The organism is Rhodococcus sp. P4_F5, from assembly GCF_056401315.1.
The window spans coordinates 16,657-41,721 of the sequence record NZ_JBFUJP010000021.1; the positions used below are offsets into that span (position 1 = coordinate 16,657).

The 25,065-nt window shown below is 72.3% G+C and carries 25 protein-coding genes and 1 tRNA gene; 15 read left to right on the plus strand and 11 right to left on the minus strand.

Annotated features, from left to right (window positions below; genetic code table 11):
- Window positions 1-31: 31 nt before the first annotated feature.
- Genes AC1DU4_RS11050 through AC1DU4_RS11065 form a run of 4 tightly spaced genes read right to left on the minus strand, consistent with a single transcriptional unit; the run spans window position 32 to window position 3,070 of the window.
- Window positions 32-850 (minus strand): SCO1664 family protein, encoded by an 819-nt coding sequence (locus AC1DU4_RS11050; protein WP_477839751.1) that lies wholly within the window; start codon window positions 848-850, stop codon window positions 32-34.
- Between the two features lie 3 nt (window positions 851-853).
- Window positions 854-1,447, minus strand: coding sequence for a DUF3090 domain-containing protein (locus tag AC1DU4_RS11055; protein WP_477839753.1), 594 nt, complete (start codon window positions 1,445-1,447; stop codon window positions 854-856).
- A 36-nt stretch (window positions 1,448-1,483) separates the two neighbouring features.
- Window positions 1,484-2,218 (minus strand): histidine phosphatase family protein, encoded by a 735-nt coding sequence (locus AC1DU4_RS11060; protein ID WP_477839755.1) that lies wholly within the window; start codon window positions 2,216-2,218, stop codon window positions 1,484-1,486.
- 9 nt (window positions 2,219-2,227) lie between these two features.
- The gene (locus tag AC1DU4_RS11065; protein ID WP_477839836.1) at window positions 2,228-3,070 is read right to left on the minus strand and encodes an undecaprenyl-diphosphate phosphatase; all 843 of its coding nucleotides are present in this window, start codon (window positions 3,068-3,070) and stop codon (window positions 2,228-2,230) included.
- A 142-nt stretch (window positions 3,071-3,212) separates the two neighbouring features.
- Here AC1DU4_RS11065 and AC1DU4_RS11070 point away from each other — a divergent pair, with 142 nt between their 5' ends.
- From AC1DU4_RS11070 to AC1DU4_RS11095, 6 genes are all read left to right on the plus strand, one after another.
- Entirely contained in the window at window positions 3,213-4,130 is a 918-nt protein-coding gene (locus AC1DU4_RS11070; RefSeq protein WP_477839756.1) for an aldo/keto reductase, read from the plus strand.
- Window positions 4,131-4,158: 28 nt separating this feature from the next.
- Complete coding sequence (locus AC1DU4_RS11075; RefSeq protein ID WP_477839758.1) at window positions 4,159-4,596, plus strand: TIGR03668 family PPOX class F420-dependent oxidoreductase; 438 nt, start codon at window positions 4,159-4,161, stop codon at window positions 4,594-4,596.
- 72 nt (window positions 4,597-4,668) lie between these two features.
- Window positions 4,669-5,346, plus strand: a complete 678-nt coding sequence (locus tag AC1DU4_RS11080) for a biliverdin-producing heme oxygenase (protein ID WP_477839760.1) — start codon at window positions 4,669-4,671, stop codon at window positions 5,344-5,346.
- A gap of 110 nt (window positions 5,347-5,456) precedes the next feature.
- Window positions 5,457-6,479 (plus strand): heme/hemin ABC transporter substrate-binding protein, encoded by a 1,023-nt coding sequence (locus AC1DU4_RS11085; protein ID WP_477839762.1) that lies wholly within the window; start codon window positions 5,457-5,459, stop codon window positions 6,477-6,479.
- 38 nt (window positions 6,480-6,517) lie between these two features.
- Window positions 6,518-7,567 carry a FecCD family ABC transporter permease gene (locus AC1DU4_RS11090; protein ID WP_477839838.1) on the plus strand — a complete coding sequence of 350 codons (1,050 nt, stop codon included), beginning with the start codon at window positions 6,518-6,520 and terminating at the stop codon, window positions 7,565-7,567.
- Window positions 7,564-8,415 (plus strand): heme ABC transporter ATP-binding protein, encoded by an 852-nt coding sequence (locus tag AC1DU4_RS11095; RefSeq protein WP_477839764.1) that lies wholly within the window; start codon window positions 7,564-7,566, stop codon window positions 8,413-8,415. The genes AC1DU4_RS11090 and AC1DU4_RS11095 overlap by 4 nt, the downstream gene beginning before the upstream one ends.
- 24 nt (window positions 8,416-8,439) lie before the next feature.
- Here the strand turns inward: AC1DU4_RS11095 and AC1DU4_RS11100 are convergent, their stop codons facing one another.
- On the minus strand, window positions 8,440-8,793 hold the full coding sequence (locus AC1DU4_RS11100) for a hypothetical protein (protein ID WP_072844768.1): 354 nt from the start codon (window positions 8,791-8,793) through the stop codon (window positions 8,440-8,442).
- A gap of 204 nt (window positions 8,794-8,997) precedes the next feature.
- Between AC1DU4_RS11100 and AC1DU4_RS11105 the strand changes: the two genes are divergently transcribed.
- Both AC1DU4_RS11105 and AC1DU4_RS11110 read left to right on the plus strand, forming a co-directional pair.
- Entirely contained in the window at window positions 8,998-10,002 is a 1,005-nt protein-coding gene (locus AC1DU4_RS11105) for a YncE family protein (RefSeq protein ID WP_477839767.1), read from the plus strand.
- 56 nt (window positions 10,003-10,058) lie between these two features.
- On the plus strand, window positions 10,059-11,129 hold the full coding sequence (locus AC1DU4_RS11110; protein ID WP_477839769.1) for a quinone-dependent dihydroorotate dehydrogenase: 1,071 nt from the start codon (window positions 10,059-10,061) through the stop codon (window positions 11,127-11,129).
- Between the two features lie 55 nt (window positions 11,130-11,184).
- Here AC1DU4_RS11110 and AC1DU4_RS11115 read toward each other — a convergent pair whose 3' ends face one another.
- Window positions 11,185-11,718, minus strand: a complete 534-nt coding sequence (locus AC1DU4_RS11115) for a YbhB/YbcL family Raf kinase inhibitor-like protein (RefSeq protein WP_477839771.1) — start codon at window positions 11,716-11,718, stop codon at window positions 11,185-11,187.
- A gap of 54 nt (window positions 11,719-11,772) precedes the next feature.
- Window positions 11,773-13,146, minus strand: a complete 1,374-nt coding sequence (locus tag AC1DU4_RS11120) for a M20/M25/M40 family metallo-hydrolase (protein WP_477839773.1) — start codon at window positions 13,144-13,146, stop codon at window positions 11,773-11,775.
- A gap of 187 nt (window positions 13,147-13,333) precedes the next feature.
- Between AC1DU4_RS11120 and AC1DU4_RS11125 the strand changes: the two genes are divergently transcribed.
- Window positions 13,334-13,419, plus strand: a tRNA-Leu gene (locus AC1DU4_RS11125).
- A gap of 78 nt (window positions 13,420-13,497) precedes the next feature.
- On the opposite strand, the gene AC1DU4_RS11130 is transcribed toward AC1DU4_RS11125, so the two are convergent.
- Window positions 13,498-14,712, minus strand: a complete 1,215-nt coding sequence (locus tag AC1DU4_RS11130; protein ID WP_083577305.1) for a S8 family peptidase — start codon at window positions 14,710-14,712, stop codon at window positions 13,498-13,500.
- A 178-nt stretch (window positions 14,713-14,890) separates the two neighbouring features.
- Between AC1DU4_RS11130 and AC1DU4_RS11135 the strand changes: the two genes are divergently transcribed.
- The gene (locus AC1DU4_RS11135) at window positions 14,891-16,333 is read left to right on the plus strand and encodes an SDR family NAD(P)-dependent oxidoreductase (protein WP_477839775.1); all 1,443 of its coding nucleotides are present in this window, start codon (window positions 14,891-14,893) and stop codon (window positions 16,331-16,333) included.
- A 24-nt stretch (window positions 16,334-16,357) separates the two neighbouring features.
- The gene (locus AC1DU4_RS11140; protein WP_477839777.1) at window positions 16,358-17,596 is read left to right on the plus strand and encodes a saccharopine dehydrogenase family protein; all 1,239 of its coding nucleotides are present in this window, start codon (window positions 16,358-16,360) and stop codon (window positions 17,594-17,596) included.
- Here the strand turns inward: AC1DU4_RS11140 and AC1DU4_RS11145 are convergent.
- Window positions 17,577-17,939 carry a lysoplasmalogenase family protein gene (locus AC1DU4_RS11145; protein ID WP_477839779.1) on the minus strand — a complete coding sequence of 121 codons (363 nt, stop codon included), beginning with the start codon at window positions 17,937-17,939 and terminating at the stop codon, window positions 17,577-17,579. The genes AC1DU4_RS11140 and AC1DU4_RS11145 overlap by 20 nt on opposite strands.
- Window positions 17,900-18,289, minus strand: a complete 390-nt coding sequence (locus AC1DU4_RS11150) for a lysoplasmalogenase (protein ID WP_477839781.1) — start codon at window positions 18,287-18,289, stop codon at window positions 17,900-17,902. Before AC1DU4_RS11150 ends, AC1DU4_RS11145 begins: the two co-directional genes overlap by 40 nt.
- Before the next feature lie 231 nt (window positions 18,290-18,520).
- On the opposite strand from AC1DU4_RS11150, the gene AC1DU4_RS11155 reads away from it, so the two are divergent.
- The 4 genes from AC1DU4_RS11155 (at window position 18,521) to AC1DU4_RS11170 (ending at window position 22,461) form a co-directional block, all read left to right on the plus strand.
- Complete coding sequence (locus tag AC1DU4_RS11155; protein ID WP_477839783.1) at window positions 18,521-19,876, plus strand: CoA transferase; 1,356 nt, start codon at window positions 18,521-18,523, stop codon at window positions 19,874-19,876.
- A 69-nt stretch (window positions 19,877-19,945) separates the two neighbouring features.
- Window positions 19,946-20,431 carry an OsmC family protein gene (locus AC1DU4_RS11160; protein ID WP_477839785.1) on the plus strand — a complete coding sequence of 162 codons (486 nt, stop codon included), beginning with the start codon at window positions 19,946-19,948 and terminating at the stop codon, window positions 20,429-20,431.
- A 1-nt stretch (window position 20,432) separates the two neighbouring features.
- A complete protein-coding gene (locus AC1DU4_RS11165) occupies window positions 20,433-21,515 on the plus strand; it encodes a nucleoside hydrolase (protein ID WP_477839787.1) in 1,083 nt (360 codons plus the stop codon).
- A gap of 73 nt (window positions 21,516-21,588) precedes the next feature.
- Window positions 21,589-22,461, plus strand: coding sequence for a BPL-N domain-containing protein (locus AC1DU4_RS11170; RefSeq protein ID WP_477839789.1), 873 nt, complete (start codon window positions 21,589-21,591; stop codon window positions 22,459-22,461).
- A gap of 19 nt (window positions 22,462-22,480) precedes the next feature.
- Here the strand turns inward: AC1DU4_RS11170 and AC1DU4_RS11175 are convergent, their stop codons facing one another.
- Complete coding sequence (locus AC1DU4_RS11175) at window positions 22,481-24,961, minus strand: helix-turn-helix transcriptional regulator (RefSeq protein WP_477839791.1); 2,481 nt, start codon at window positions 24,959-24,961, stop codon at window positions 22,481-22,483.
- Window positions 24,962-25,065: the final 104 nt, after the last annotated feature.

Genomic DNA, 25,065 nt, shown 5'->3' on the forward strand with positions numbered 1-25,065 from the left:
CGCGGGTGGCGTCCGTCGGCGACCGGCGACGTCAGAACGGCGGCCAGGGAATGGTGCGACGGCCGAACGGCATCGGCATCACCGGATCCGCCAGCAGCGCGGCGGTCCGGGCCCGCAACGCGTCCACCTCGTCGCGGGTGATGTGTTCGTGCAGCCGGTCCGCCAGCTCGCCGTCCAGCCGGCTCGCGAACATCTCGATGTCCGGCAGCAGCGCGCCCTCCACCGGCTGGCCGGCCCAGCCCCACAGCACGGTGCGCAGCTTGTCGTCGGTGTGCAGGCAGATGCCGTGGTCCACCCCGTAGACCGAGCCGTCGACGCCCTCGAGCGCGTGCCCGCCCTTGCGGTCCGCGTTGTTGAGCAGCACGTCGAGCACCGCCATCCGCTGCAGACGCGGGTCGTCGGCGTGGATCAGCGCGACCTCCTCGCCGTCGCTGTCCTCGGCCCGCAGCACCTCGAACCAGCCCGGCGGCACCTGGTCCGGCGGGCACACGTCGACCAGGTCGAGGCGCTCGCCCAGCTCCCCGGTCGGCTCGGGCGTCTCCACCCACTCCTGCACCATCCCGGGGCCGTACGGCCCGTCCCGCAGGACGGTGCGCGGGATGACGCCCCACCCGGTCGCCTCGGACACCAGGTACGACGCCACCTCCCGCCCGGCGAGGGTGCCGTCCGGGAAGTCCCACAACGGCCGCTCGCCGCGGATCGGCTTGTACACGCAGCGCAGGCTCTGCCCGTTCGAGGAGGCCTCGCAGACCAGCGTCGCGTTGCTCGCGGTCACTATCCGCCCGAGTACCGTCAGTTCGCCCGACACGAGCAGGTCGGTGTCACCGGGGTCGGGGAGATCGGCGGTCAAGGGTCAGTTCTCTTCGGTGGGTTCGACGGCGTGGCCGAAGGTGGCGCCGCGCCGGTAACCGTTGGTCCGGATGCAGATGTGGCCGTCCGGGGCGAGCGGTTCGCCGCAGAGCGGGCACGGCGCCCGGCCGGCGGCGATCACCCGCACCGACCGCAGGGCGAACTCCCGGGCCTGTTCGGGTGTCAGGAACACGCGCACCGCGTCGGGGCCCTCCTCGACGTCGTCGAGGACGACGGACTCGTCGACCTCCGACTCGCTGACCGCGAGCAGTTCGACCACCACCGCGCCGGCGTCGGAGTCCCAGCCCAGCCCCATCGTCCCGACCCGGAACTCGGAGTCCACCGGCATCACCAGCGGACTCAGGTCCGCGAGGTCGGTCTCCTCCGGCGGGATCGCGGTGCCGAACCGCCGGTGCACCTCGTCGAGCAGCAGGCCCATCCGGTCGGCGAGCACCTGCACCTGCTGCTTCTCGAGCATCACGCTCACCACCCGGGAGTCGTGGATGGCCTGCAGGTAGAACACGCGGTCGCCCGGTTCACCGACCGTTCCGGCGATGAATCGATCGGGGGTGCGAAATACGTGAATCGCTCGGGACATCTGCACCTCCACCTGTTCGAATCAGCTGCTCACTGGTCATTCGGGATCGGTCCCGCCCTCATTATCCGCTTTTCCATCGGTTCCCACCTCTCCCCCTGGCACCGCGTCCGACGCGCCGACCCCCGCGCCCTTCGACGGCCCGGCGCCGTTCAGCCCGGACAGGTCCGCGCCGGTGTCGTTCATCCGCAGCACGAACGGGCGTGTCGCGGTGTACCGCACGACGCTGATCGAGGCCGGTTCCGCGACGATCCGCTGGAACCCGTCGAGGTGCGCGCCGAGCGCGTCGGCCAGCACCGACTTGATCACGTCGCCGTGGCTGCACGCCACCCACAGCACGTCCTTGCCGTGTTCGGCGGCCAGCCGGGCATCGTGTGCCCGGACCGCGGCGACCGCCCGGGCCTGCACCTGCGCCAGCCCCTCGCCGTCGGGGAAGACCGCCGCGGACGGGTGCTGCTGGACCACCTTCCACAGCGGCTCGCCGAGCAGGTCCTTGATCGGCCGACCGGTCCACTGCCCGTAGTCCACCTCGACGAGCGCGTCGTCGACCACCGGCGTCAGGCCGCGGGCGCCGGCCAGCGGGCCCACGGTGCTCTCGCAGCGCAGCAGCGGCGACCGGACGATCGCGGCGAGCTCGAGCGCGGCGAGGCGCTCGACCACCGAGGCCGCCTGCTCGCGGCCGCGGTCGTCGAGGTCGACGCCGGGGGTCCGGCCGGCGAGCGTTCCGGAGGTGTTGGCCGTCGACCGCCCGTGCCGCAGCAGAATCACCGTCATGGCATCAGCCTAGGTGGCCGCGATCACCCCGGTGCCGAGCAGTCCGAACAGCACCAGGCCGAGGATGATCCGGTAGCCGACGAACCAGTACATCGAGTGGTTCACCACGAACCTGAGCAGCCACGCGATGGTCACGTACCCGATCGCGAAGGCGATGAGGGTGGCGACGATCAGCTGCGCGCCGCTGGCGTTGAGTCCCTCGCCCGCCGGTTCGAAGGCGTCGGGCAGGCTGAACAGGCCGGCCGCGGTCACGGCGGGGATCGCCAGCAGGAACGAGTAACGGGCGGCGGCCTCGCGGGTGAGCCCCAGGAAGAGGCCGGCGCTGATGGTGCCGCCGGAGCGGGAGACGCCGGGGATCAGGGCCAGCGCCTGCGCCGAGCCCATGATGACGCCGTCCTTGAGGGTCAGCCCCTCGATCGGCCGACGCTTGCTGCCGTAGTACTCGGCCGCCGCGATGACCACTGCGAAGACGATCAGCATGGTGGCCACCAACCACAGGTTCCTCGCCCCGGTCCGGACCTGGTCCTTGAACAGCAGCCCGAGTACGCCGACCGGGATGGTGCCGACGATGACGTACCAGCCCATCTTGTAGTCGTGCCCACGCCGGCCCGAGTCGCGCAGGCCCCGGAACCACGCCATCGCGATCCGGGCGATGTCCCGGGCGAAGTAGACCAGCACCGCGGCCTCCGTGCCGAGCTGCGTCACCGCGGTGAACGAGGCACCGGCGTCCTCCTGCCAGAGCACCTCCGAGACGATCCGCAGGTGCCCAGAGGACGAGATCGGGAGGAACTCGGTCAGGCCCTGCACGACGCCGAGGACGATGGCCTGAATCCAGGTCATGGACTCGCCGATCACCGGTCGGCTCCAAAGTGGTTGGCGGCGAGGGCCGCAGGGATGCTGGCTCGAAGATTCACGGAGTGCACCGTACCGGGCGGGTCCGTGCGGCGCTCACGCCGTTGCGGCACTACGCTCCAGAACTTGTGGTGAGTATCTGATGCGGCAGCGCGCGGTCGGTAACAGCGGTCTCCGAGTTTCACGACTCGGCCTCGGCACCCTGGCGTGGGGCCGTGACACGGAGGGCGACGAGGCGGCGGCCCAGCTCATCGGTTTCACCGAAGCCGGTGGCACCCTTGTCGATTCGTCCCCGTTCTACGGCGGCGGCGTCGCCCAGCGGATCCTCGCCGAACTGCTCGACGACGTGATCCCGCGCACCGAACTGGTGATCTCGAGCAGCGGCGGCATCCATCCCGGCCGCGACGGCGTGGACTGCTCGCGCCGCGCACTGCTCGGCCAGTTGGACGCGACGCTGCGCGAACTGGGCACCGACCACCTCGACCTGTGGCAGGTGGCCACCTGGGACCCGTTCACCCCGGTCGACGAGGTGGCCTCGACGCTCGAGTACGCCGTCACGAGCGGCCGGGTCCGGTACGTCGGCGCCCGCGGCTACCTCGGCTGGCAGCTGGCCACCGCGGCCGCGGGCACGCCGCTGGTGGCCACCCAGGCCGAGTACTCGCTGCTCGCCCGCGGGGTCGAGGACGAACTCATCCCGGCGGCGGACCACCACGGCGTCGGACTGCTCGCCGCGGTCCCGCTGGCCGGCGGCGTGCTCACCGGGAAGTACCGCGACGGCATCCCGGCGGACTCGCGGGGCGCCTCCGAGACCGGCGCGGAACTGGTGGCGGGCTACCTGACCGAGGAAACCGCCCGGGTGGTGGAGGCGGTCGTCACCGCCGCCGACGGACTCGGCGCCTCGCCGCTGGCCGTCGCGCTCGCGTGGGTGCGGGACCGTCCCGGGGTCACCAGCGCCATCGTCGGCGCCCGGGACTACGCGCAGCACACCGGCGTGCTGGCGTCCGAGGAACTGGAGTTGCCCGCCGCGATCTCGGCGGCATTGGACGACGTCAGCGCCTGACGGGCCCCGCCCGCCTACTCTGGGCACCGTGCACGCCGAGGAACAACGACGGCGGTTCGCCGCGGCGAGGGTGGCACGGATGGCCACCGTCACCGCCGCGGGCCGCCCACACCTGGTGCCGCTGGTGTTCGCGACGGCCGACGGCCTCGTGTACTCGGCGGTGGACGACAAACCGAAGTCCACCCGCAACCTGCGCCGGCTCGACCACATCACGGCCACCGGCAGGGCCAGCCTCCTCGTCGACGAGTACGACGAGGACTGGCGCCTGTTGTGGTGGGTCCGCGTCGACTGCGAGGCCCGCGTGGCCGACGCCACAAGCCCCGACGGCAGCGCCGGCGTCCGCGCCCTCGTCGCCAAGTACCCGCAGTACACGACCCTTCCCCCGACCGGTCCGGTGATCGTGTTCCGTCCCGACCGGTGGGCCGGATGGTCCGCCACTGCAACGCGTTCCGGAAGGGCAGGCTAACCTAGTGACAACTCGAGGCCCGCGCTCCGCGAAGGTATCGACAAACCACGACCAACCCACGGGGAGATGAGCATGACGACGCTTGACGCGACCGGTACCACGGCGCCGGGCCTGGCCGAACGAATCAGGACCGAAACCGACGCGGCACACCGGAACACGGAGCAGTCCCGCTTCGTCGGCGACCTGCTCGCCGGCAAGCTGACCCCGGCCGCGCACGCCGCCCTGATCGGCCAGACCTACCTGGTGTACCTCGCACTCGAGGCCGCCGGCCGGGCCAAGGCGAGCGACCCCGTCGCCGCGCCGTTCATCGGCGAGGAACTGCTGCGCACCGAGGCCCTCGAGGCCGACCTCGAGTTCCTGCTCGGAGACGGCTGGCGCGAGCAGGTCACCGCGCTGCCCGCGACCGCCCGCTACATCGAGCGGATCGACGAGGTCGCGTACGACTCGTCGACGGGTTTCGTTGCGCACCACTACATCCGGTACATGGGCGACCTGTCCGGCGGCCAGATCATCCGGCGGATGCTCGAGCGCGCCTACGGCTACACCGTCGACGGACTCCGGTTCTACATCTTCGACCAGATCGAGAAGCCCAAGGTCTACAAGGACGAGTACCGCGCCAAGCTCGACGCGGCCCCGCTCTCCGAGCAGGAGCAGCGGCAGCTCATCGACGAGGTGAACCTGGCGTACCAGCTCAACGGCGACCTCTTCGCCGCGCTCGAGGCCGACATCGAGAGCTACCTCGTCAAGTAATGCCCTCCTGCCCCACGGCAGGAGATCTCAGGCTCGATCAGCACCAACCCGCGAAAGGAGGATGGCACCTGTTGCTCCTCGGCACGAGGAGTACCGGCGCCAACCATCCGATGACCAATCACCGCCGCCGTGTCCTCGGCGCACTTGCCGCAGTCACGGTGATCATGGTGACCGCGGGGTGCGGCTCGCAGGACGACGCCGCCACCGGCGGCCAGACCGGGCGCAGCACCGCCACCCTGGCGAGCCTGGACCCGCAGCCGATCGCGGACAACCCGGCCGCGACCCTGCCGGTCACCGTGACGGGGGCGGACGGGGTCGCGGTGACGATCACCGACACCAGTCGCATCGTCGCGGCGGACCAGTACGGCACGCTGACAGAGACGGTGTACGCGCTCGGCCTGGGCAAGAGCCTGGTCGGTCGCGACACCGCCTCCGGGTTCCCGGCCGTCGAGTCGGTGCCGGACATCACGCCCGGCGGGCAATCGCTGTCCGCCGAGGCGATCCTCAACCTGCGCCCGACCGTGTTCCTCACCGACACCAGCATCGGCCCGCGGGCCGTGCAGGAACAGTTGCGAGCGGCGGGCGTGCCCGTGGTGTTCTTCGACCCCACGCGGACGCTGGCCGGTGTCCCCGGCCAGATCCAGGCCGTCGCCGACGCCCTCGGCGTGCCCGCGGCGGGCGCCGAACTGAGCCGGCGCACCGCCGACCAGATCGCGGCCGCGACGGCCAAGGCCCCGACCGACGGCACCCGGCCCAAGATCGCCTTCCTCTACATGCGCGGCACCGCCATCACCATGATGGCGGGCCCGGGCTCGGGGGCCGACTCGCTGATCGAGGCACTCGGCGGCGTCGACGCCGGCACCGCGGCGGGCCTGACCCAGCAGTTCCAGCCAATCACCAGCGAGGCGATGATCGCGTCCGCCCCGGACGTGTTCCTGATGATGTCGAACGGCCTGGACTCCATCGGCGGACTCGACGGGCTGGCGAAGATCCCGGGCGTCGCGCAGACCCCCGCCGGCCGCAACCAGCGGGTGGTGGACATGAAGGACAGCGTGCTGCTCAGCTTCGGTCCGCGCACCGGCGACGTCCTCGACGCCCTCGCCACGGCGCTGTACACCCCGTCGGCCCAGTGACGACCACCGCCGACCCCGTGACCACCACGACACCACCGATCACCCCCGCCCGCCGCCGGTTGCGCGGCGGGACGGTCCTGCTCGCGCTGACGTTGCTGCTGCTCGTGCTGGCGGTCGCGTCGGCCTGCATCGGGCAGGTGCCGACCGGACCCGCCGAGGTGGTGGGCAGCATCCTGCACCGCATCGGCCTCGACATCGGCCCGATGCCCGCGCACCCGAGCGGAGAGGTCACCCTCTGGCAGGTGCGCTTCCCGCGGGTGACCCTCGCGGTGATCGTCGGCGCCGCACTGGCCTGCGCGGGCGCCCTGCTCCAGGGCGTGTTCGCCAACCCGCTGGCCGAGCCCGGCGTCATCGGCGTCTCCGCGGGCGCGGCGGTCGGCGCCAGCCTCGTCATCGTCACCGGCGGCGCGTTCGTCGCGGGCACCGCGGTGGCCGCGGGCGCCTTCGTCGCCGGCCTGGTGACCACCGCCCTGGTCTACCTGCTGGCCCGCTCCGAGGGCCGCACCGAGGTGGTGACCCTGGTCCTCACCGGCGTCGCCATCAACGCCTTCGCCGGCGGACTCATCGCGTTCTTCACCTTCGTCGCCAACCCCGCCGCCCGCGACCAGATCGTGTTCTGGCAGCTCGGCAGCCTCAACGGCGCCACCTGGGGCGCGGTCGCGATCGTCGCGCCGATGGCGGCGGTCGGCATCGCGGTGAGCATGGCGATGGCGTCCAAGCTGGACCTGCTCGCGCTCGGCGAGAGCGCGGCCGCGCACCTCGGGGTGAACGTCGAGCGGCTGCGTCAGCTCGCGGTCGTGGTGGTCGCGCTCCTGGTCTCCGCGTCGGTGGCGTTCACCGGGATCATCCTGTTCGTCGGCCTGGTGGTGCCGCACCTGATGCGGATGATCGTCGGACCGGCGCACCGCATGCTGATCCCCGCCAGCGCACTGTGCGGGGCGATCGTGCTGCTCGCCGCCGACCTCGGCGCGCGCACCCTGGTGCCCAACGCCGACCTGCCGCTGGGCATGCTGACCTCGCTGATCGGTGGCCCGTTCTTCTTCTGGATGCTGCGGCGCACCCGGCACCAGCAGGGTGGTTGGGCATGAGCGCGCTCGCCCGCCGGATCCAGGACCTCCTCGCCCGCGAACTCCCGGTCCCGACCGCGCCCGCGCCCGGCGAGGTCAGCCTGCGCGCCGTCGGCGTCAGCGTGGACCGCGGCCGGCGCCGGGTGCTCGAGTCGGTCAGCCTCGACGTGCGCACCGGTGAGGTGCTCGCGCTGGTCGGCCCGAACGGCGCGGGCAAGTCCACCCTGCTGGCCGCGCTCGCCGGGGACCAGGCCGTGGTGGCCGGCACCGTCGAGCTCGACGGCAGGCCACTGTCCGAGTGGACCGGCACCGACATGGCCCAGCGCCGCGCGGTGCTCCCCCAGCAGCACACCGTCGGGTTCTCGTTCACAGCACGCCAGGTGGTCCAGATGGGCCGCGCACCGTGGACGCGAACCGTCCGCCGCGACGAGGACGACGACGCCGTCCGCGAGGCGATGGCGACCTGCGACGTCGACCGGTTCGCCGACCGCCCGTTCGCGGCCCTGTCGGGTGGCGAACGCTCCCGGGTGGCGCTGGCCCGGGTGCTGGCCCAGCGGACGGGGACGCTGCTGCTCGACGAGCCGACCGCGGCCCTGGATCTCGGCCATCAGGAGGCGGTGATGGGCCTGGCGCGCGAACGCGCTCGCGCGGGCGCGGCCGTGGTGGTGGTGCTGCACGACCTCGCGCTGGCGGCCGCGTACGCGGACACCGTGGCGGTGCTCGAGGCCGGTCGCCTGGCCGTCCACGGCGGTCCGGCCGAGGTGCTGACCGAGACCTTGCTCACCCGGGTCTACGGCCACCCGGTCGAGGTGCTGGCGCACCCGGAGACCGGCGCCCAACTGGTGCTGCCGCGCCGCGGCGGCGGGTAGCTGACCTGTGTTCGTGCGCGCCGCCTAGAACACGTCGATCACGGCGCTGAGTCGGCTGAGGATCGCGCGAACCGTCAGCCCACCGCTGCCGGCCGGCTCCGTCCGCTCCGCGGTGGCCACGGCGTCGCGCACCACCGCAGCCACGCTGCGTTCGTCGGTGAGATCGACGTCGGTGACGGCGAATTCGGCCGTGGCCACCACGTCGGAGCTGTCGGGCACGTCGGTCTCGAGGTCGCGTCGGTACACCTCGACGCGCAGGGTGCTGCGGCGGACCCGGAAGGCGAAGACCTCGCCGTCCGGGTTGCGGCCGAACCCGTGCGCGTAAGCACCGACCGTCAGGTCCTCGAGGACGAACTGTGCGGCCTCGTCTGCGTCCATCGCGTGTCCTCCACCGAGTCGACCGGCGCCTCGTGTTGGCAACAACGGTAGCCGTATTTGTTCCACACGTCCGAGTCGGATTCTCGCCCCCGAACCGAATCAGGGATGCTATGGGGTGGACATGGTGTCCGGCCGGTCGCCGGTCGCGGGGACAAGCCCGCGCCGGCCGCTGCCGAACGCCGAGTGGCGACAAAGGAGACATACATGCGGGGACCGGCGGCACGCACCACGACCGTTCTGGCGGGAGCGCTGTTACTGCTGGTGACCGGCTGTTCCTCGGACAGCGGCGGGGAAGACATGAAGACGATCGACTCGGCCACGGCGGCCGTCTCGCCCGCCGCCGCCTCGCCCGCCGGCACCGTCGTCCCGCTCGGACAGCCGGTCGGCGCCACCGCTTTCGACGCCGCGACGGGCACCGTGGCGCTGCTCACAGACGACGCGACGCACCTGCTGCTCTACCCCGCCGGTGACGTCGCGGCGCCGCCGCGGGACATCACCCTCCCGGGCGGCACCGCATCGCTGTCGGACCCCCGCGACGGCGTGCTGGCGGTGCCCGCCGGCCGTTCCGTGGTGAAGGTGAACGTCGGCAGCGGCGAGACGACCACGCTCGACGTCGACGGCGAGGTCCGCTCGGCCACCCTGCTCGGCGACGGCGGCATGGTCGTCGGGACCGCGGACGGTGCCGTGCTCGAACTCGACGCGAACGGCGCTCAGGCCGGCAAGGTCTCGGGCTTCGCCTCGGTGGACGCCCTGGGCGTCACCGGCGACCAGGTCACCGCGCTCGACCGGCGCCAGACGTCCGTGACGAACGTGATCATGGACGAGGGCCAGGGCATGGCGCTGCGGGCGGGCGAGGGCGCGACGAACCTCGCCACCGATCACTTCGGCCGGGTGCTGGTCACCGACACGACCGGCGGCGAACTGATCGCCTTCACCACCGACCCGCTGATGATGCGTCAGCGCTTCCCCGTGCCGAACTCGCCGTTCGGCGTGACGGTCGACCAGAACACCAACCTGGTCTGGGTGACGCTGACCGGCACCAACGAGGTGGTCGGCTTCGACCTCTCCAGCGGGATCCCGGTGGAGAAGCACCGCTACCCCACCGTCCGCCAGCCCAACTCCGTTGCGGTGGACTCGAAGACGGGCACCCTGTTCGTCGCCTCCGCGACCGGCGACGGGCTGCAGCGCATCGAGACCGCCGGCCAGTGACCGTGGGCCGCACCGACGCCGACCGCGTCCCCACGCCAGGAATCCAGGGAGAACCGTTGTACCGCTTGCTGCTTCGAATCATGTTCCTCGTCCCGCCGGAACGCGTGCACCACCTGGCATTCCGGGCGATGCGTCTGGTCACGTTCTTCGGGCCGCTGCGCGCGCTGGTGGCGCGGGTGCTCACCGTGCGGGACCCGGCCCTGCGCACCCAGGTGTTCGGCGTCGACTTCCCGGCGCCGCTCGGTCTGGCGGCCGGCTTCGACAAGGACGCCACCGGCGTGAACGTGTGGGGCCCGCTGGGCTTCGGTTTCGCCGAGGTGGGCACCGTGACCGCGCAGGCACAGCCCGGCAACCCCGCGCCGCGGCTGTTCCGGCTGCCCGCCGACCGCGCGCTGGTCAACCGGATGGGCTTCAACAACCACGGCGCCGGCCACGCGGCCAACCACCTGCGGCAGCGTCGGGTCGGCGTGCCGATCGGCGCGAACATCGGCAAGACCAAGATCGTGCCCGCCGAGGACGCGGCCGCCGACTACGCGGCCAGCGCGCGACTGCTCGGGCCGCTGGCGGACTTCCTGGTGGTCAACGTGAGCTCGCCGAACACCCCCGGCCTGCGCGACCTGCAGGCCGTGGAGTCGCTGCGCCCGCTGCTGCAGGCCGTGCTCGACTGCGTCGAGGTGCCGGTGCTGGTGAAGATCGCACCCGACCTGTCCGACGAGGACGTGGACGCGGTCGCGGACCTGGCACTGGAACTGGGCCTGGCCGGCATCGTCGCCACCAACACCACCATCAGCCGGGCCGGGCTGGCGACGCCCGACGCCGAGGTCGCCGCGATCGGCGCAGGCGGACTGTCCGGCGCCCCGGTGGCCGACCGGTCGCTCGAGGTGCTGCGGCGGCTCTACGCGCGGGTCGGCGGCCGGCTCGCGCTCGTCTCCGTCGGCGGGATCGAGACCGCGGACCAGGCCTGGGAGCGGATCCTGGCCGGCGCCTCGCTGGTGCAGGGCTACACGGGCTTCATCTACGGCGGGCCGTTCTGGATGCGCCGGATCCACAAGGGACTGGCGCAGCGCCTGCGCGACGGCGGCTACACGTCGCTGTCCGAGGCGGTCGGCGCCGAACACCGGAGCTGACCCTGTGGATCCTCCCGGCCCCGATCGGGGACCGGGAGGACTCACCGGCGCGGGACTAGTGCCCGAAGGTGGCGGTCAGGGTCGCGCGCGCGATCGCGTGGCTGAACAGGTTGAACCCGAGGAAGGCCGGGGTGGAGTCGGTGGTCAGTCCGTCGACGGTCTCCACGCTCAGGGCGTGCACGGCGAAGATGTAGCGGTGCGGGCCGTGCCCGACCGGCGGCGCCGAGCCCAGGTAACGGTGCCCGCCGCCGTCGTTCTTGAGGGTGACGGCGCCCGCGGGCAGTCCCGCGCCCGTGCCGTCGCCGGCGTCGGCCGCCAGTGAGGTCACCGAAGCCGGGATGTTCGCGACGGCCCAGTGCCAGAAGCCGGACGCGGTCGGCGCATCCGGGTCGAACATCGTCACCACGAAGCTCTTCGTCTCGGGCGGGAAGCCGGACCACGACAGCTGCGGGGAGACGTCCTCGCCACCGGGGACGCCGAAGATGCCGCTGCGCTGCGCTGCGGGCACCTCACCGCCCTCGGCGATCTGCTCGGAGGTCAGCTCGAAGGTCGGCAGGTCCGGGAGCGGTCCGTACGGGTCGTGCGACATGGGGGTCCTTTCGTCGAAGGGGCGGCTCGGCCGATCAGCCGGCTCGAGACCGCTTCAGCTGTTCAACAGGAAGTGCTCGAGCACCCGGGTACCGAACTCTAGTGCGTCCACCGGCACCCGTTCGTCCACGCCGTGGAAGAGCGCGGTGAAGTCCAGGTCCGGCGGGAGCTGCAGTGGCGCGAAGCCGAAGCACCGAATCCCCAACTTGGCGAACGCTTTTGCGTCCGTCCCCGCGGACAGCATGTACGGCACGGTGCGCCCGTCCGGGTCGTGCGCGAGGATCGCGTCGTTCATGGCGTCGACCAGGTGCCCGTCGAAGGTGGTCTCGTAGGGGTCGAGCTTGGTGATCCACTCGCGGGTGACGTCCGGCCCGATCAGCTCGTCGACCTCCCGCTCGAACGCCTCCTGCCGACCCGGCAGCACCCGGCAGTCGAACACGGCCGACGCGGTCTGCGGGATCACGTTCGCCTTGTAGCCGGCGGAGAGCATGGTCGGGTTGGCGGTGTCCCGCAGCGTCGCGCCGATGATCCGGGAGATGGTGCCGAGTTTCTCCAGGGTGCCGTCGATGTCGGGCGAGTGCGGGTCGAACTCGAGGCCCGTCGTCGCGCCGACCGCCCCGAGGAACTCCGCCACCGAGTCCGGCACCACCAGCGGGAAGGTGTGCCGACCGAGCCGCGCGACCGCCTCGGCGAGGATCGTGACCGCGTTGTCCTCGTGCAGGAAGGAACCGTGTCCGGCGCGGGCCTTCGCGGTCAGCCGCATCCAGCCGAGCCCCTTCTCCGCGGTCTCGACCAGGTACAGCCGCGCGTCGCTGCCGTCCGGGCGCGGCACGCTCAGGGAGAAGCCGCCCACCTCTCCCACCGCCTCGGTGATGCCGTCGAACAGGTCGGGTCGGTGCTCGACCAGCCACTGCGAACCCCAGGTGCCTCCCGCCTCCTCGTCCGCGAGGAAGGCGAACACCAGGTCCCGGGGCGGCACCGTGCCCTCCGCCTTGAACTGGCGGGCCAGCGCCAACGTCATCCCGACCATGTCCTTCATGTCGACGGCGCCGCGCCCCCACACGTAGCCGTCCGCCACCGCGCCGGAGAACGGGTGCACGCTCCAGTCCGAGGGCTCCGCCGGCACCACGTCGAGGTGGCCGTGGATCATCAGGGCGCCGCGTTCCGGGTCGGCGCCGCGCAGCCGGGCGAAGACGTTGCCGCGGCCGGGCGCACCGGACTCGACGTACTCCGGCTCGTAACCCACCTCTTCGAGCCGCGCCGCCACCCACTCGGCGCACTCCCGCTCGCCCTTGGTGGTCTCGGGCTCCCCGGTGTTGGAGGTGTCGAACCGGATCAGCGCGCTGACGAGGTCGACGACCTCCGCCTCGGCGCGGCCGCGGGCCCGTTCGGACTGCTGGGAATTCTGGGACTGCTGGGATTTCGCCATGTCGGACACCCCCCTTTCCTACCACCGCCCACCTGCCGCCACCGGTTTCCGTCGTCGAACCGACAATCCGCCTCCAAAACAGCATTCTGACCTGCACAAACGAGACGATTTGGGGCTTTGGCCCACTCTGGGTTAATCTTTTCCAGCACGCAGCGAGAGCAGCGAGCAAGCAACACAGTGTGTGCAAGCGCGAGTGGCGGAATGGCAGACGCGCTAGCTTGAGGTGCTAGTGTCCTACTAATGGACGTGGGGGTTCAAGTCCCCCCTCGCGCACTCTGAGTTGAGACAGACGAGAAAGGCCCCGGATTTCGATCCGGGGCCTTTCTCGTTGTGCCGCAAGGACATTGGCGTTCACCTCGACATCATCACCGGCTCGCTGGGCGAGCGCGCCTGGGTCCGCGCGTGCTCCGCGGCCACCAGTTCACGCATCGCGAGTTCCTTCGCGCAGGCCAGCAGGGAGCCGACCGCGCTCACCCGCGGGAACGTCAGGCCGGTGTGGCCCACGTTGTCGTGCTCGTCGTCCCCGTCGTAGATCACCTCGCTGCCGCGCGCCAGCCATCGGGTCAGGTCGGCGACCGACGGCAACGACCCCGTCGTACGAAGGTAGAAGGACTGCAACAGCAGCACCACGCCGGTCGCGCACGCCGTCGCGTGACTGACCCCGTACTGGATCGACTCACCGGTGTCGTTGAGGATCCCGGTGGAGGTCACCGGCGACCCCGGCGCGAACAGCGACGTCGCGCACGCGCCACCCACCTTGTGGTGCAGGCGCTGGGTGAACGGCGTCAACCGGTCCGGAGCCGTGCTGAACGCCTTGGCGCCGTCCCGGTACCGGAACGGTCCCTCGTCGGCGTCGTAGACGGCTCCCACGCTGATCGTCTGCCGGAAGATCGCCGGGTAGCTCATCCCCTGCAGGCCGCCGTGTGCGTAGTACTCGCTGCCCGCGTTCACGCAGCAGGCGACGTCGGCGTCCGCCAGTTCCTGCAGCAGCGCACCGATCGAATCGCCCGGCATGTCGGTGTCGGTGGTCCGGTTGTCCGACGCGCACATCGACATGCAGACCCCGGAGATCCCGAGGGCGGCGCGGTGGTCGAGTACCCACTCCAGCCCGTCCCGGACGTCCGCGAACCGTCCGGTGCCGTCGTCGCACAGGACCTTGACCGGCACGATCCGCGCGTTGGGCGCGATCCCGGTGTGGATCCGGCCCGCGCAGACGATGCCCGCGACGTTGGTGCCGTGGCCGTTGCGGTCGGTGACGTCGGCCCGGTCGTGTCCGCCGTCGGCGGTGAAGTTGCGGCCCGGCACCACCCGGCCGGCGAAGTCCACGTGCGTCGACCGCAGGCCGGTGTCCAGCACGGCGACCGTGACGCCCGCGCCGCCGACGTTGAAGTCGCGTCGCGCGTCGGGCGCGCGCACCAGCGGATCCACCTCGGTCAGTTCCGGAAGGAACGGTCCGTCCTTCTGCAGGGGCGCAGTCACCGGCACCACGGATTCGGCGTGCAGGGTCGGGTGCATCGCCCCGCTGCCGTCGCCGATCGCCCTCTCGTTCAGTGCTCTCTCGTTCATGATCTCGGCCTCTCTCGCCCGCCGGGCGCGGCGGCCCGGCCATCCCCCGACACCAAAAATCCTCCTCGCGCCCGGCGCCGTTGTCACCAGTTGACGGCGGCCGAATCGGCTGGTGGCCGCCGACTCGGTAGGATTCGCTGCGACCAGTACGACGCGATCAGAACTGAGTTTGCAACCGATGGCACAACCAATGACAGGTATCGATCCCACCGACCTGGAGACCTGCATCCGGGTGCTGAACGCGGCCGGTGAGCTCGACTCGGACCACCCCGATTCGGTGGCCCTGCAGCGGGCCAGCGGCAAGATGTTCAAGGAGCTCAAGCGGCGTCGCCGGCTCGAGGCCCGGGACGCGGTCTCCGAGGCCGACCGCGCGGTCGTCGCCGCCACCGCGACCGGCTCGCCCGAGCGCATCGACGACGAGACCGCGGGCGTACTGATCACCTCCAACGCCCCGGGCGCCACGGCGGGCACCCTGATCCGCCCGCGCCCCTGCTACATCTGCAAGCAGCGCTACACCGTGGTCGACGCCTTCTACCACCAGCTCTGCCCGGACTGCGCGGCCAGCAGCCACGCCAAGCGCGACGCCAGCACCGACCTCACCGGCCGCCGCGCCCTGCTGACCGGCGGCCGCGCCAAGATCGGCATGTACATCGCGCTGCGACTGCTCCGCGACGGCGCCCACCTGACCATCACCACCCGCTTCCCCAACGACGCGATCCGCCGGTTCAAGGCGATGGAGGACAGCGCCGACTGGATCCACCGGCTCCGCGTCGTCGGCATCGACCTCCGCGATCCCGCCCAGGTGGTCTCGCTGGCGGACTCGGTGGCCGCCCAGGGCCCGCTGGACATCCTGATCAACAACGCCGCCCAGACGGTGCGCCGCTCCCCCGGCTCCTACTCCGCGCTGGTCGAGGCCGAGTCCGGCCCGCTGCCCGCGGGTGAACTGCCGGACGTGCTCACCTTCGGCAAGACCAGCGACGCCCACCCGGCCTCGCTGGCCAGTTCGCTGCCCGAGGCCGCGCAGTCGATCGTGCACCAGGTCAGCGAGCTGGCCTTGGTCGCGGGTTCGGCCTCCCCCGAACGCATTTCGCAGGGCATCGCCATCGACGCGGGCGGGCTGGTCCCGGACCTCGCACACACCAACAGCTGGGTGCAGACCGTCGCCGAGGTGGACCCGATCGAGCTGCTCGAGGTACAGCTGTGCAACTCGGTGGCCCCGTTCATCCTGGTCTCCCGGCTCCGCCCGGCGATGGCCGCGGCAGCGGCCCGCCGCAAGTACGTGGTGAACGTGTCCGCGATGGAGGGCCAGTTCTCCCGCGCCTACAAGGGCGCCGGACACCCCCACACCAACATGGCCAAGGCCGCGCTGAACATGCTCACCCGCACCAGCGCCAAGGAGATGCTGGACGAGGACGGCATCCTGATGACCGCCGTGGACACCGGCTGGATCACCGACGAACGGCCGCACTACACCAAGCTGCGACTGGCCGACGAGGGCTTCCACGCCCCGCTCGACCTCGTCGACGGCGCGGCCCGCGTGTACGACCCCATCGTGCAGGGCGAACTCGGCGTCGACCTCTACGGCTGCTTCCTCAAGGACTACCAGCCCTCGCCCTGGTGACCTGCGCCACCTAGGCTCGGCGGCATGACCCGCACCCGCGACCTCGACGTCGTCGTCTACGGCGCCTCCGGCTTTGTCGGCAGGCTCACCGCCGAGTACCTGGCCCGCCATGCGCCCGAGGGCACCCGGATCGGCCTCGCCGGCCGCTCCCGGGAGCGGCTCGAGCGGGTGCGGGAGTCGCTGCCGGGGGCGTCGGCGTGGCCGATCCTGATCGCCGACGCCGACGACCCGGACTCGCTGACCGCACTGGCGAAGTCGACGCACGTCGTGGTCACCACCGTCGGCCCGTACGCGAAGTACGGGATCGACCTGGTGCGGGCCTGCGCCGAGGAGGGCACCGACTACACCGACCTGTCCGGCGAGGTGCTCTTCGGCCGCGAGAGCATCGACCGGTTCCACGACGTGGCGGTGGCGTCCGGGGCCCGCATCGTGCACTCCTGCGGCGTCGACTCCATCCCCTCGGACCTCGGCGTGCACGTGCTGCACCAGCAGGTGAGCGCCGACGGCGAGGGCGACCTCACCGACACCACGCTGGTGGTCAGCGCGTTCCGCGGCGGGGTCAGTGGGGGCACCATCGACTCGATGCGCAACCTCGTCGACACCGTGAAGGTGGACCGCGGCGCCCGCCGGATCGCGGCCGGCCCGTACTCGCTGAGCCCCGACCTGGCCGCCGAACCCGACCTGGGCCGGCAGTCCGACTTCGAGATGGTGAAGGGCTCGGACATCGCGCCCGGCCTCGGCGGCCGCACTGCGCCGTTCGTGATGGGCTCGACGAACACCCGGGTGGTGCGCCGCAGCAACTCTCTGCGCGAGTGGGCGTACGGCCGCACGTTCCGGTACCGGGAGGTGATGAGCGTGGGCCAGTCGGCGCTCTCACCCGTCTTCGCCGCCGGGGTGTCGGCGGGCCTCGGCGCGCTGATGGCCGGTCTCGCCTTCGGCCCCACCCGCTACCTCCTCGACCGCGTGCTGCCCGCACCCGGCGAGGGCCCGAACGAGAAGACCCGCAGGACTGGCCATTTCACGATGGACCTCTACACCACCACCAGCACCGGCGCCCGGTACGCGGCCCGGGTGCGCGCGCAGGGCGACCCCGGGTACGCCGCGACCGCGGTGATGCTCGGCGAGTCGGCGCTGGCGCTGGCGTTCGACGGCGAGCGGCTGCCCGCCGCCGCGGGCGTGCTGACCCCGGCCACCGCCATCGGCGACGCCCTCGTCGACCGGCTCCGGGCCGCGGGATTCGAGATCAGCGTCCGGAGGACGTAATCGCGGCGAGGGAGCTGGCGGCCGTCGACCGGGCGGCGGCCAGCACCCCGAACACCAGCAGCGCCTGCCCGGCGACGTAGGTGAGCATCACCGCGAACCCCTCGGCCGGCGGGTGGTACCAGTCCGCGAACGCGCCGAGCGAAATCATGGAGTCGGACAGCAGGAACAGCGCCCCGCCGACGGCCGCGACCCGGCCCAGCGCCGTGCTGAGCACGGCCATCGCGCCGAGACAGGTGCCGTAGACCAGCGCGGGCACGAGCAGCGGCCCCGCACCCGGCGCACAGGCCGCCACCAGGGCGACGATCACCGCGACGTACCCGAACACCGCCGGTCGGCGCAGCACGCTCGCCGCGCGGTAGGGCCAGAACGCGGCGATGTACGCCAGCTGCGCGAGCAGGAAGACCCGATCATCACGAGGAACGCGGTGTCGCCGTACGCGAGGTCCGGCGCGGCGTCGCCCAGCCAGGACAGGCCGAGCGCGGCCAGCGTCAGCCGGACCAGCCGGATCCGCGGCGCGGCGGTCGCCAGCGCCAGGAACCCCGCGAGCAGCGGCATCAGGAACCACTGGCTCACGTTCGCCACGCCGTCCACGCCGACGAGCTGGGCGGCCAGGTGGATCACCGACACCACGGCGAACGCGCCCAGTGCGGCGGCGGGCCGGCGTCCGAAAGTCCGTGCGGGGTCGGCAATCATCTGACCAGGGTAGGGCGTGTCTCTCAACCCCACTCGGATGCACCTGGCGAAGCAATCGTGGTCCGGCAAGCCGGAGGAGTCGCTCCGCGGGCTCCGCTCCCGCGCGGAGGAGAAGCCGATACCGGGGTTGGATCGGCGCCGACGACAACGCAGCGGGGCGGCGATTGGGCGCCAGGGGCGCCGAAACGGGGGTTGGGAGATACGCCCGGTCTGCGGGTATACCGTCCAGGGATGGTGTCCGCCGAGCAGCTCCTCACCGACTACCAGAACGGCTGCGCGCTGCCGCGCCCGTCGGGTCGGGTGGTCTTCCCGCCCGCCGACGGCTACCTCTCGTCCCGTCTGCCGGTCGCCGCCCTCGCCCTGGGGTCCGTCGGCGCGCTGGCCTCGGCCGTCGACCGGCTGCTCGCCTCCCGCGGCCTGGATCCGCACCCGTGGGCGCTCGACCCGGAGCGGGTCGCCGCGTCGTTCGCGGGCGACCGGATGATGCGCATCGACGGCGAACCGGTGTCCGGCTTCGCGCCGATGTCGGGGTTCTTCGCGGCGTCCGACGGGTGGGTTCGCACCCACGGGAACTACCCCCACCATCGCGCCCGACTGCTGGACGCGCTCGAACTCGGGGAGGACTCCGACGCGGGCGTGCTGTCCGCGCGGATCGGCACGATGTCGGCGCGGGAGGTCGAGGAGCGGGCCGCCGGGGCCGGCGCCATTGCCGCCCGGGTACGGACCGAGGTGCAGTGGGCACGGCATCCGCAGGGGGTCGCCTCCGCCGTCGGGCCGATCGTCCGGATGGGCACGCCCGGGTCTGCGCCCGGCACCGACCCGACCCCGCTGGGTCACGCCGGCCGGACCACCGATCCGACCCGGCCGCTGGCCGGGCTGCGGGTCCTGGACCTGACCCGGGTACTGGCCGGCCCGGTCGCCGGGCGGGCGTTGGCGCTGCTCGGGGCGCAGGTGCTCCGTGTCGACCCGCCGCACCTGCACGAGATCGACTGGCAGCACCGCGACACCGGCCAGGGCAAGCGGTCGGCGCTGCTTGACCTCGGCTCCGACGACGGGGCTCGGGCGATGCGCGGACTGATGTCCACCGCCGACGTGCTCGTCACCGGCTACCGCCCCGGCGCGCTGGACCGGTTCGGGCTCGCCGAGGCGGCCGCCGGGATGGTGCACGGCTCGGTCAGCGCGTGGGGCACCGACGGCCCGTGGGCGCACCGCCGGGGCTTCGACTCCATAGTCCAGGCCGCGACCGGCATCTCGCTCGCCGAGGGCGGCGAACATCCCGGCGCGCTGCCGGTGCAGGCGCTCGACCACGCCAGCGGGTACCTGCTGGCCGCCGGGATCGTGGACGCGCTGACCCTGCGCCGCGGCGACGGCTCGGGGCGGACGGTGTCGGTGTCGCTGGCCCGGACCGCCCGCTGGCTGCTCGACGCGCCCGGACGGGTCGCCGACCCGGTGACCGCGCGGGCGCCCGGCGCGGACACCACGGTCACCCACGGGGCGGTCACCGCCGCCCGTCCCCCGCTTCCCGGATGTCAGAGCTACCCGTTCCCCGCCCACGACTGGGGCGCCGACGCCCCGCACTGGGTCTGACCGAAGCCGGGGTCCGACCGGGCGTCGGGTGTGGTCGGGACGGGCTCGCGGGCTGGCAGAATCAGCCGGGTGCGCGAACATCGCTACGACCTGACCGTGACGTGGACCGGCAACAGCGGCAAGGGAACCGCGGACCCTCGCGCCTACGGCCGCGAACACCTCGTCTCGGCGACCGGCAAACCGGACCTGCCGGGCAGCTCCGACCCTTCGTTCCGCGGCGACTCGTCGCGCTGGAACCCGGAGGAACTGCTGGTTGCGTCCCTGTCCCAGTGCCACATGCTCTGGTTCGTCGGCCTCGCGGCGTCGGCCGGTGTGGTGGTGACCGGGTACGTCGACCACCCGACCGGCACGATGACCGAGGAATCCGGCGGCGCCGGGCAATTCGCCGAGGTGACGCTCCGGCCGGAGGTCACGGTGTCGCCGTCCGCGGGCTCGGCGACCGACGTCCGCGACCGGCTCGACGCACTCCACCAGGAGGCCCACCAGATGTGCTTCATCGCGCGCTCGGTGAACTTCCCGGTGCGCCACCAGGCCGGCGTCCGGATCGGGGCCTGAGGTGACCGATGAATCGGCAAGGGTCCCACTGATCCTCGACCTCGACACCGGCATCGACGACTCGCTGGCCCTGCTGTACCTGCTGTCCAGTCCCGAGGCCGAGATCCTGACGGTCGCGAGCACCGCGGGCAACGTGCCCGCCGCACAGGTCGCCGCCAACAACCTGGCCTGGCTGGACATGTGCGGCCGGCCGGGCGTCGAGGTCACTCTCGGTTCGCCGGTGCCGTTGACCGATCCGCTCCGCACCACCGAGGACACCCACGGCCCGCAGGGCATCGGCTACGCCGAGCTGCCCGCGTCGGGCCGGCGGGTCTCGACGCGCAGCGCGGCGCAGGCCTGGGTGGAGGTGGCACGGTCCCGGCCCGGCGAGGTGACCGGACTGGTGACCGGCCCGCTGACCAACCTGGCACTCGCGCTCCGGCTCGAACCCGCACTGCCACAGCTGCTCCGGCGGCTGGTGGTGATGGGTGGCGCGTTCAACCATCCCGGCAACACCACCCCCGAGTCCGAGTGGAACATCTCGGTGGACCCGGAGGCGGCGCAGGAGGTGTTCGCCGCGTTCTCCGCGGCGCCCGCGGACCGTCGGCCGATCGTCTGCCCGCTCGACATCACCGAGTCCATCGAGATGCGACCCGAGCACCTGCGCCGCCTCGCCGCGGCCGCGGGCAGCGTGCCGGCCGAGATTGTCACCGAGCTGGATCCGCCCGGAACCCGTTCGGCCGCATCCGTTCCGATCATCCGACACCTGTCCGACGCGGTGCGGTTCTACCTCGAGTTCCACCGCGACCACGGGCAGGGCTTCCTGGCCCACATGCACGACCCGTTCGCCGCCGCGCTCGCACTGGACCCGGCCCTGGCCGAGTACCGGCCCGCCACCGTCGACGTCGAGCTCGCCGGAACCCTCACTCGCGGTTGCACGGTCGCGGACTGGCACGGGATGTGGGGCCGCCCACCGAATGTCGACGTCGCGGTCCGGACCGATCCGGACGCGTTCTTCGCCCGTCTCGTCGACCGGGTCGGCGCCTTTGCCCGAGGTCAGACGGACGCCGATCTGCGCACGGGTTCGGACGAATTCGGGACTTAAGTCACACCTGTCACACGCAGGGTTGTAGCGTCGGACCAAACCCCACGAGGGACAGCACGATTGGGAGGTCTGGATGATCGATCGGCGAAGGCTTCTCCTGGGTGTCGCGGGCGCCGGCCTGTTGGCGGGCGGCACCACCGCCGGACCGGCACAGGCGCAGTTGTCGTCGAACTGGCCATTGCCGCAACCGACGACCCCGCCGGCGGCCTCGCCGCTGCCGCCGGTGCCGGCTCCCACCGTCGCGCCTGCCCCGACATCCGCGCCCACCACGACCGCCGCCGAGCTGCCGTTGGCACTCGTCTACCGCGGACCCGCCTCCTCGCCGGGCTGCCCGGAGTCCGCTGCCGCACTGCTGCAGACGGCGCCGCGGCCGTTCCGCACCGCGTACGTCGGACCGCAGGAGAAGCTGAAGATCACCAAGAATGTCCTCGACACGGCCACCGTCTACGTGCAGCCGGGCGGCGGCACCCTGTCCGCGGCCTGGGTCGCGATGCAGCCGTACGCCAACGTCATCCGGAACTGGGTCTCCGGGGGCGGGAACTACCTCGGGTTCTGCCTCGGCGGCTACCTCGCCGGCGCGACACCGGGTTTCAAGCTGCTGCCCGGCGACACCTGGCAGTACATCACCGCGGCCGACGCGACGGTCACGACCACCGACGCCGCCCGGATCACCGTCCTCTGGCGCGGCGAACCACGCACCCTCTACTTCCAGGACGGCCCGGTCTTCGAGCTGAACTCGAACCACACCGCGCAGATCCTCGCGACCTACGCCGGTGGCCAGGCCGCCGCGGTGGTCGCGGACTATGCCGCCGGCCGGGTCGGCGTCGTCGCACCGCATCCCGAGGCGCACAGCGGCTGGTTCCGCAGCGACGGGCTCTCGCCCACCAACGCGATCCACCCGGAGCTCGGACACGACCTGATCGAGACCACCGTCTACGGCGGCTGACGGCACCCCGGCAAGGCGCTCAGGCGAGGCCGCTCTCCCTCGCAACCCGGATCGCATCGGCCCGCGTGTGCACGCCGAGCTTGCGGTAGAGGGACTGAAGTTGGGTCTTCACCGTGTTCGGCGAGACGTACAGGCGCGAGGCAATTTCCGCGACGGTTGCCCCGTCCACCATGGACCGGAGCACCGTCGCCTCCCGGCCCGTCAGGCTGACCATCCGCACCGGGTCCGGGAACTGCGCCGCACGCTCCTCGGCCGGCAGCGTCCGCCACGCCTGCGGCGCGGGCAGCTCGTCCGACAGGGCGGCCACCGCGGCTGCCGGCACGGTCGTCAGCAGCCCGACCGCCCCGGTCTGCTCGACGAATGCCACCACCCGGCGCCAGCCCCGGCCGGCGGCCTCCACCTCCCCGAGGGCGAGCGATGCTGCCGACCCGAGCAGGACCGCCTCCATCCGGGTCCCCGTCCACGCGTCGCCGCGGTGCGCCAGCTCCTCGCACTCCACGGCGGCGGTGCCCGGGTTCCCGGTTTGGAACTCGACCCGGGCCCGCACCAGTGCCACCAGCGGGTGGGACCGGTACGTTCCCGCCACCGCTGCTCGCGCCTCGGTCGCGCGCCCCAGCGCGCAGCGGAGGTCCGCCTCCACCGCGGCCAGCAGCGGACCGGACACGCTCCCTGGCCTCAACCAGCGGCCGTACACCGCGACGGCCCGGCGCACCCGGTCCAGCCCCTCCTCCGCGGCACCCCGCGCCAGGTCCAGCCGGCACCGCGCGTAGACCGCGAAGCCCCAGAGCTCGTCGCGATCGGACAGGTCGTCGAGCTGGTCGAGGGCCCGCGCCGCCGACGCGGTGTCGAGGCGTCCCACCCCGACCAGCGCTCGAGCCACCAGACCGGGAACCCGCACCATCGGCCCGACCCATCCGGCCGGCACCCCGAACCGGGCCTCGGCCTCGAGCCACTGGTCGGCGAGGCCGGACTCGCCGGTGAGCGCATAGTTCAGTGCGAGCGCCCCCGCCGCGTTGCGGGCGGCGAACTCGATGCCACCGAGCTCGCTGGTCCGGTACGCCCGCAGCAGATCGGTCGTCGACTCGCCGAGGTCGCCGGCGAGTTGCCGGGTGATACTCCACTGCAGCCGGAGCAGCGGCAGGATCTCGTCGATCTCGGACCGGTCCGCCGCCGCGGTGCCGACGGCCAGGGCCGAGGTGTGAACGGCAAGGTCGACGGCGCGGCCGAACTCCCCGGCGAACCGCAGGACCATCATCTGGACCGTGTTCAGGATGAGGGTGTCGCGAAGCGAGAGCGGCGCCCGACTCCCCGCGGTGCGTCCGGCCGGCCCGGCCGCACCCGGATACGGGACCTCGACCTGGTCGGATCCCCAACGGACGAAGAGCTCACGGGCCGCCTTCACCGTGGGGAAGCCCTCGACCACCCACGGCGGCAGCGCGGTCAGGCTCTCCCGCAGCACCCTCGGCCGGGTGTGGATCATCTCCACCCAGTTTTCCTCCACGATCGACAGCGCGAGGTCCCACTGCTCCGCCTCGACCGCGTGCACCAACGCCTCGGGCAGGTCTCCGGACTGCTGGAAGTGGCGGGCCAGGACCGCGGACTCCGGGAGGCTCCGCCCACCGTGCTCCGCCCTGGCGGCCCGGACCAGCGCGGTCCGGACCGCCGGAGGGTAGACCCACTCGTCGATCTGCGGGCCCGCCGCACGCACCAGGACGCCGGCCCGCTCGAGGGTCAGGATGTGCGACCGGGCGCCGTCGCCGGTCAACGCCGTGGCGACGGCCGCCGTCACAACGGCGGCGACCGAGGTCGAGAGCAGGAACGGGCGAAGCGGCGCGAGCTCGGCGTCACCGAGGAACTGGTCGGCGACGTACCGGTCGACCGCGGCGTCGAGCGCCTCGGTCGAGCGGGCCCGCTCGACCTCGTAGTCGGCGCCGAACACGCGAGCCACGGCCAATGCGGACCTCACCAGCCCGGCGTGCCCACCCACCGCCGCGTGGATGCTGCGGTAGGTCCGCTCGTCGAGGACCACGCCCGACCGGGCGAAGTACTCGGCCGTCTCCGACTCGGTGAAGGACAGCTCGGCACCGACGAGCACCGTCGCCTCGAGTTCCGCGGGCCAGTGGTCCGCGAACCCCGCGCCCCAGCGCGTCGTGACGATCACCCGGGTGCCGGGCCACGACCGCAGCAGTCCGAGAATCCCGGTCCGGTGGTCCTCCTCGCGAAGCAACTCGGGCAGGTCGACGACAACCGCGGTGCCCACGCCCGGGTCGACCCGACGCAGCACCTCGTCGACACACCGCCAGTAGTCGGCCGGATCAAGGCCCGGGGCGGGCGCCGGGACCAGGACGGCGTGCAGGTGCGCCGCCGCGGGAGTCGCCAACCACGACTGCACGAGCGCGGACTTGCCGGAGCCCCGCGGGCCACCGATCACCGTGAGCGGGCGCCCCTCGTCCAGTCGGGCGAACAGCCGTGGGCGCGGCGCGACCGTCGGATCGGCCACCGACACGGACCCAGCCGCAGACCTGACGACCTCACCACAGAACGTCTCGAACACCCTGCACCCCCCTCGGCCGGTCAACTGTGTGGTCGGGCGGGCGCGTCGTT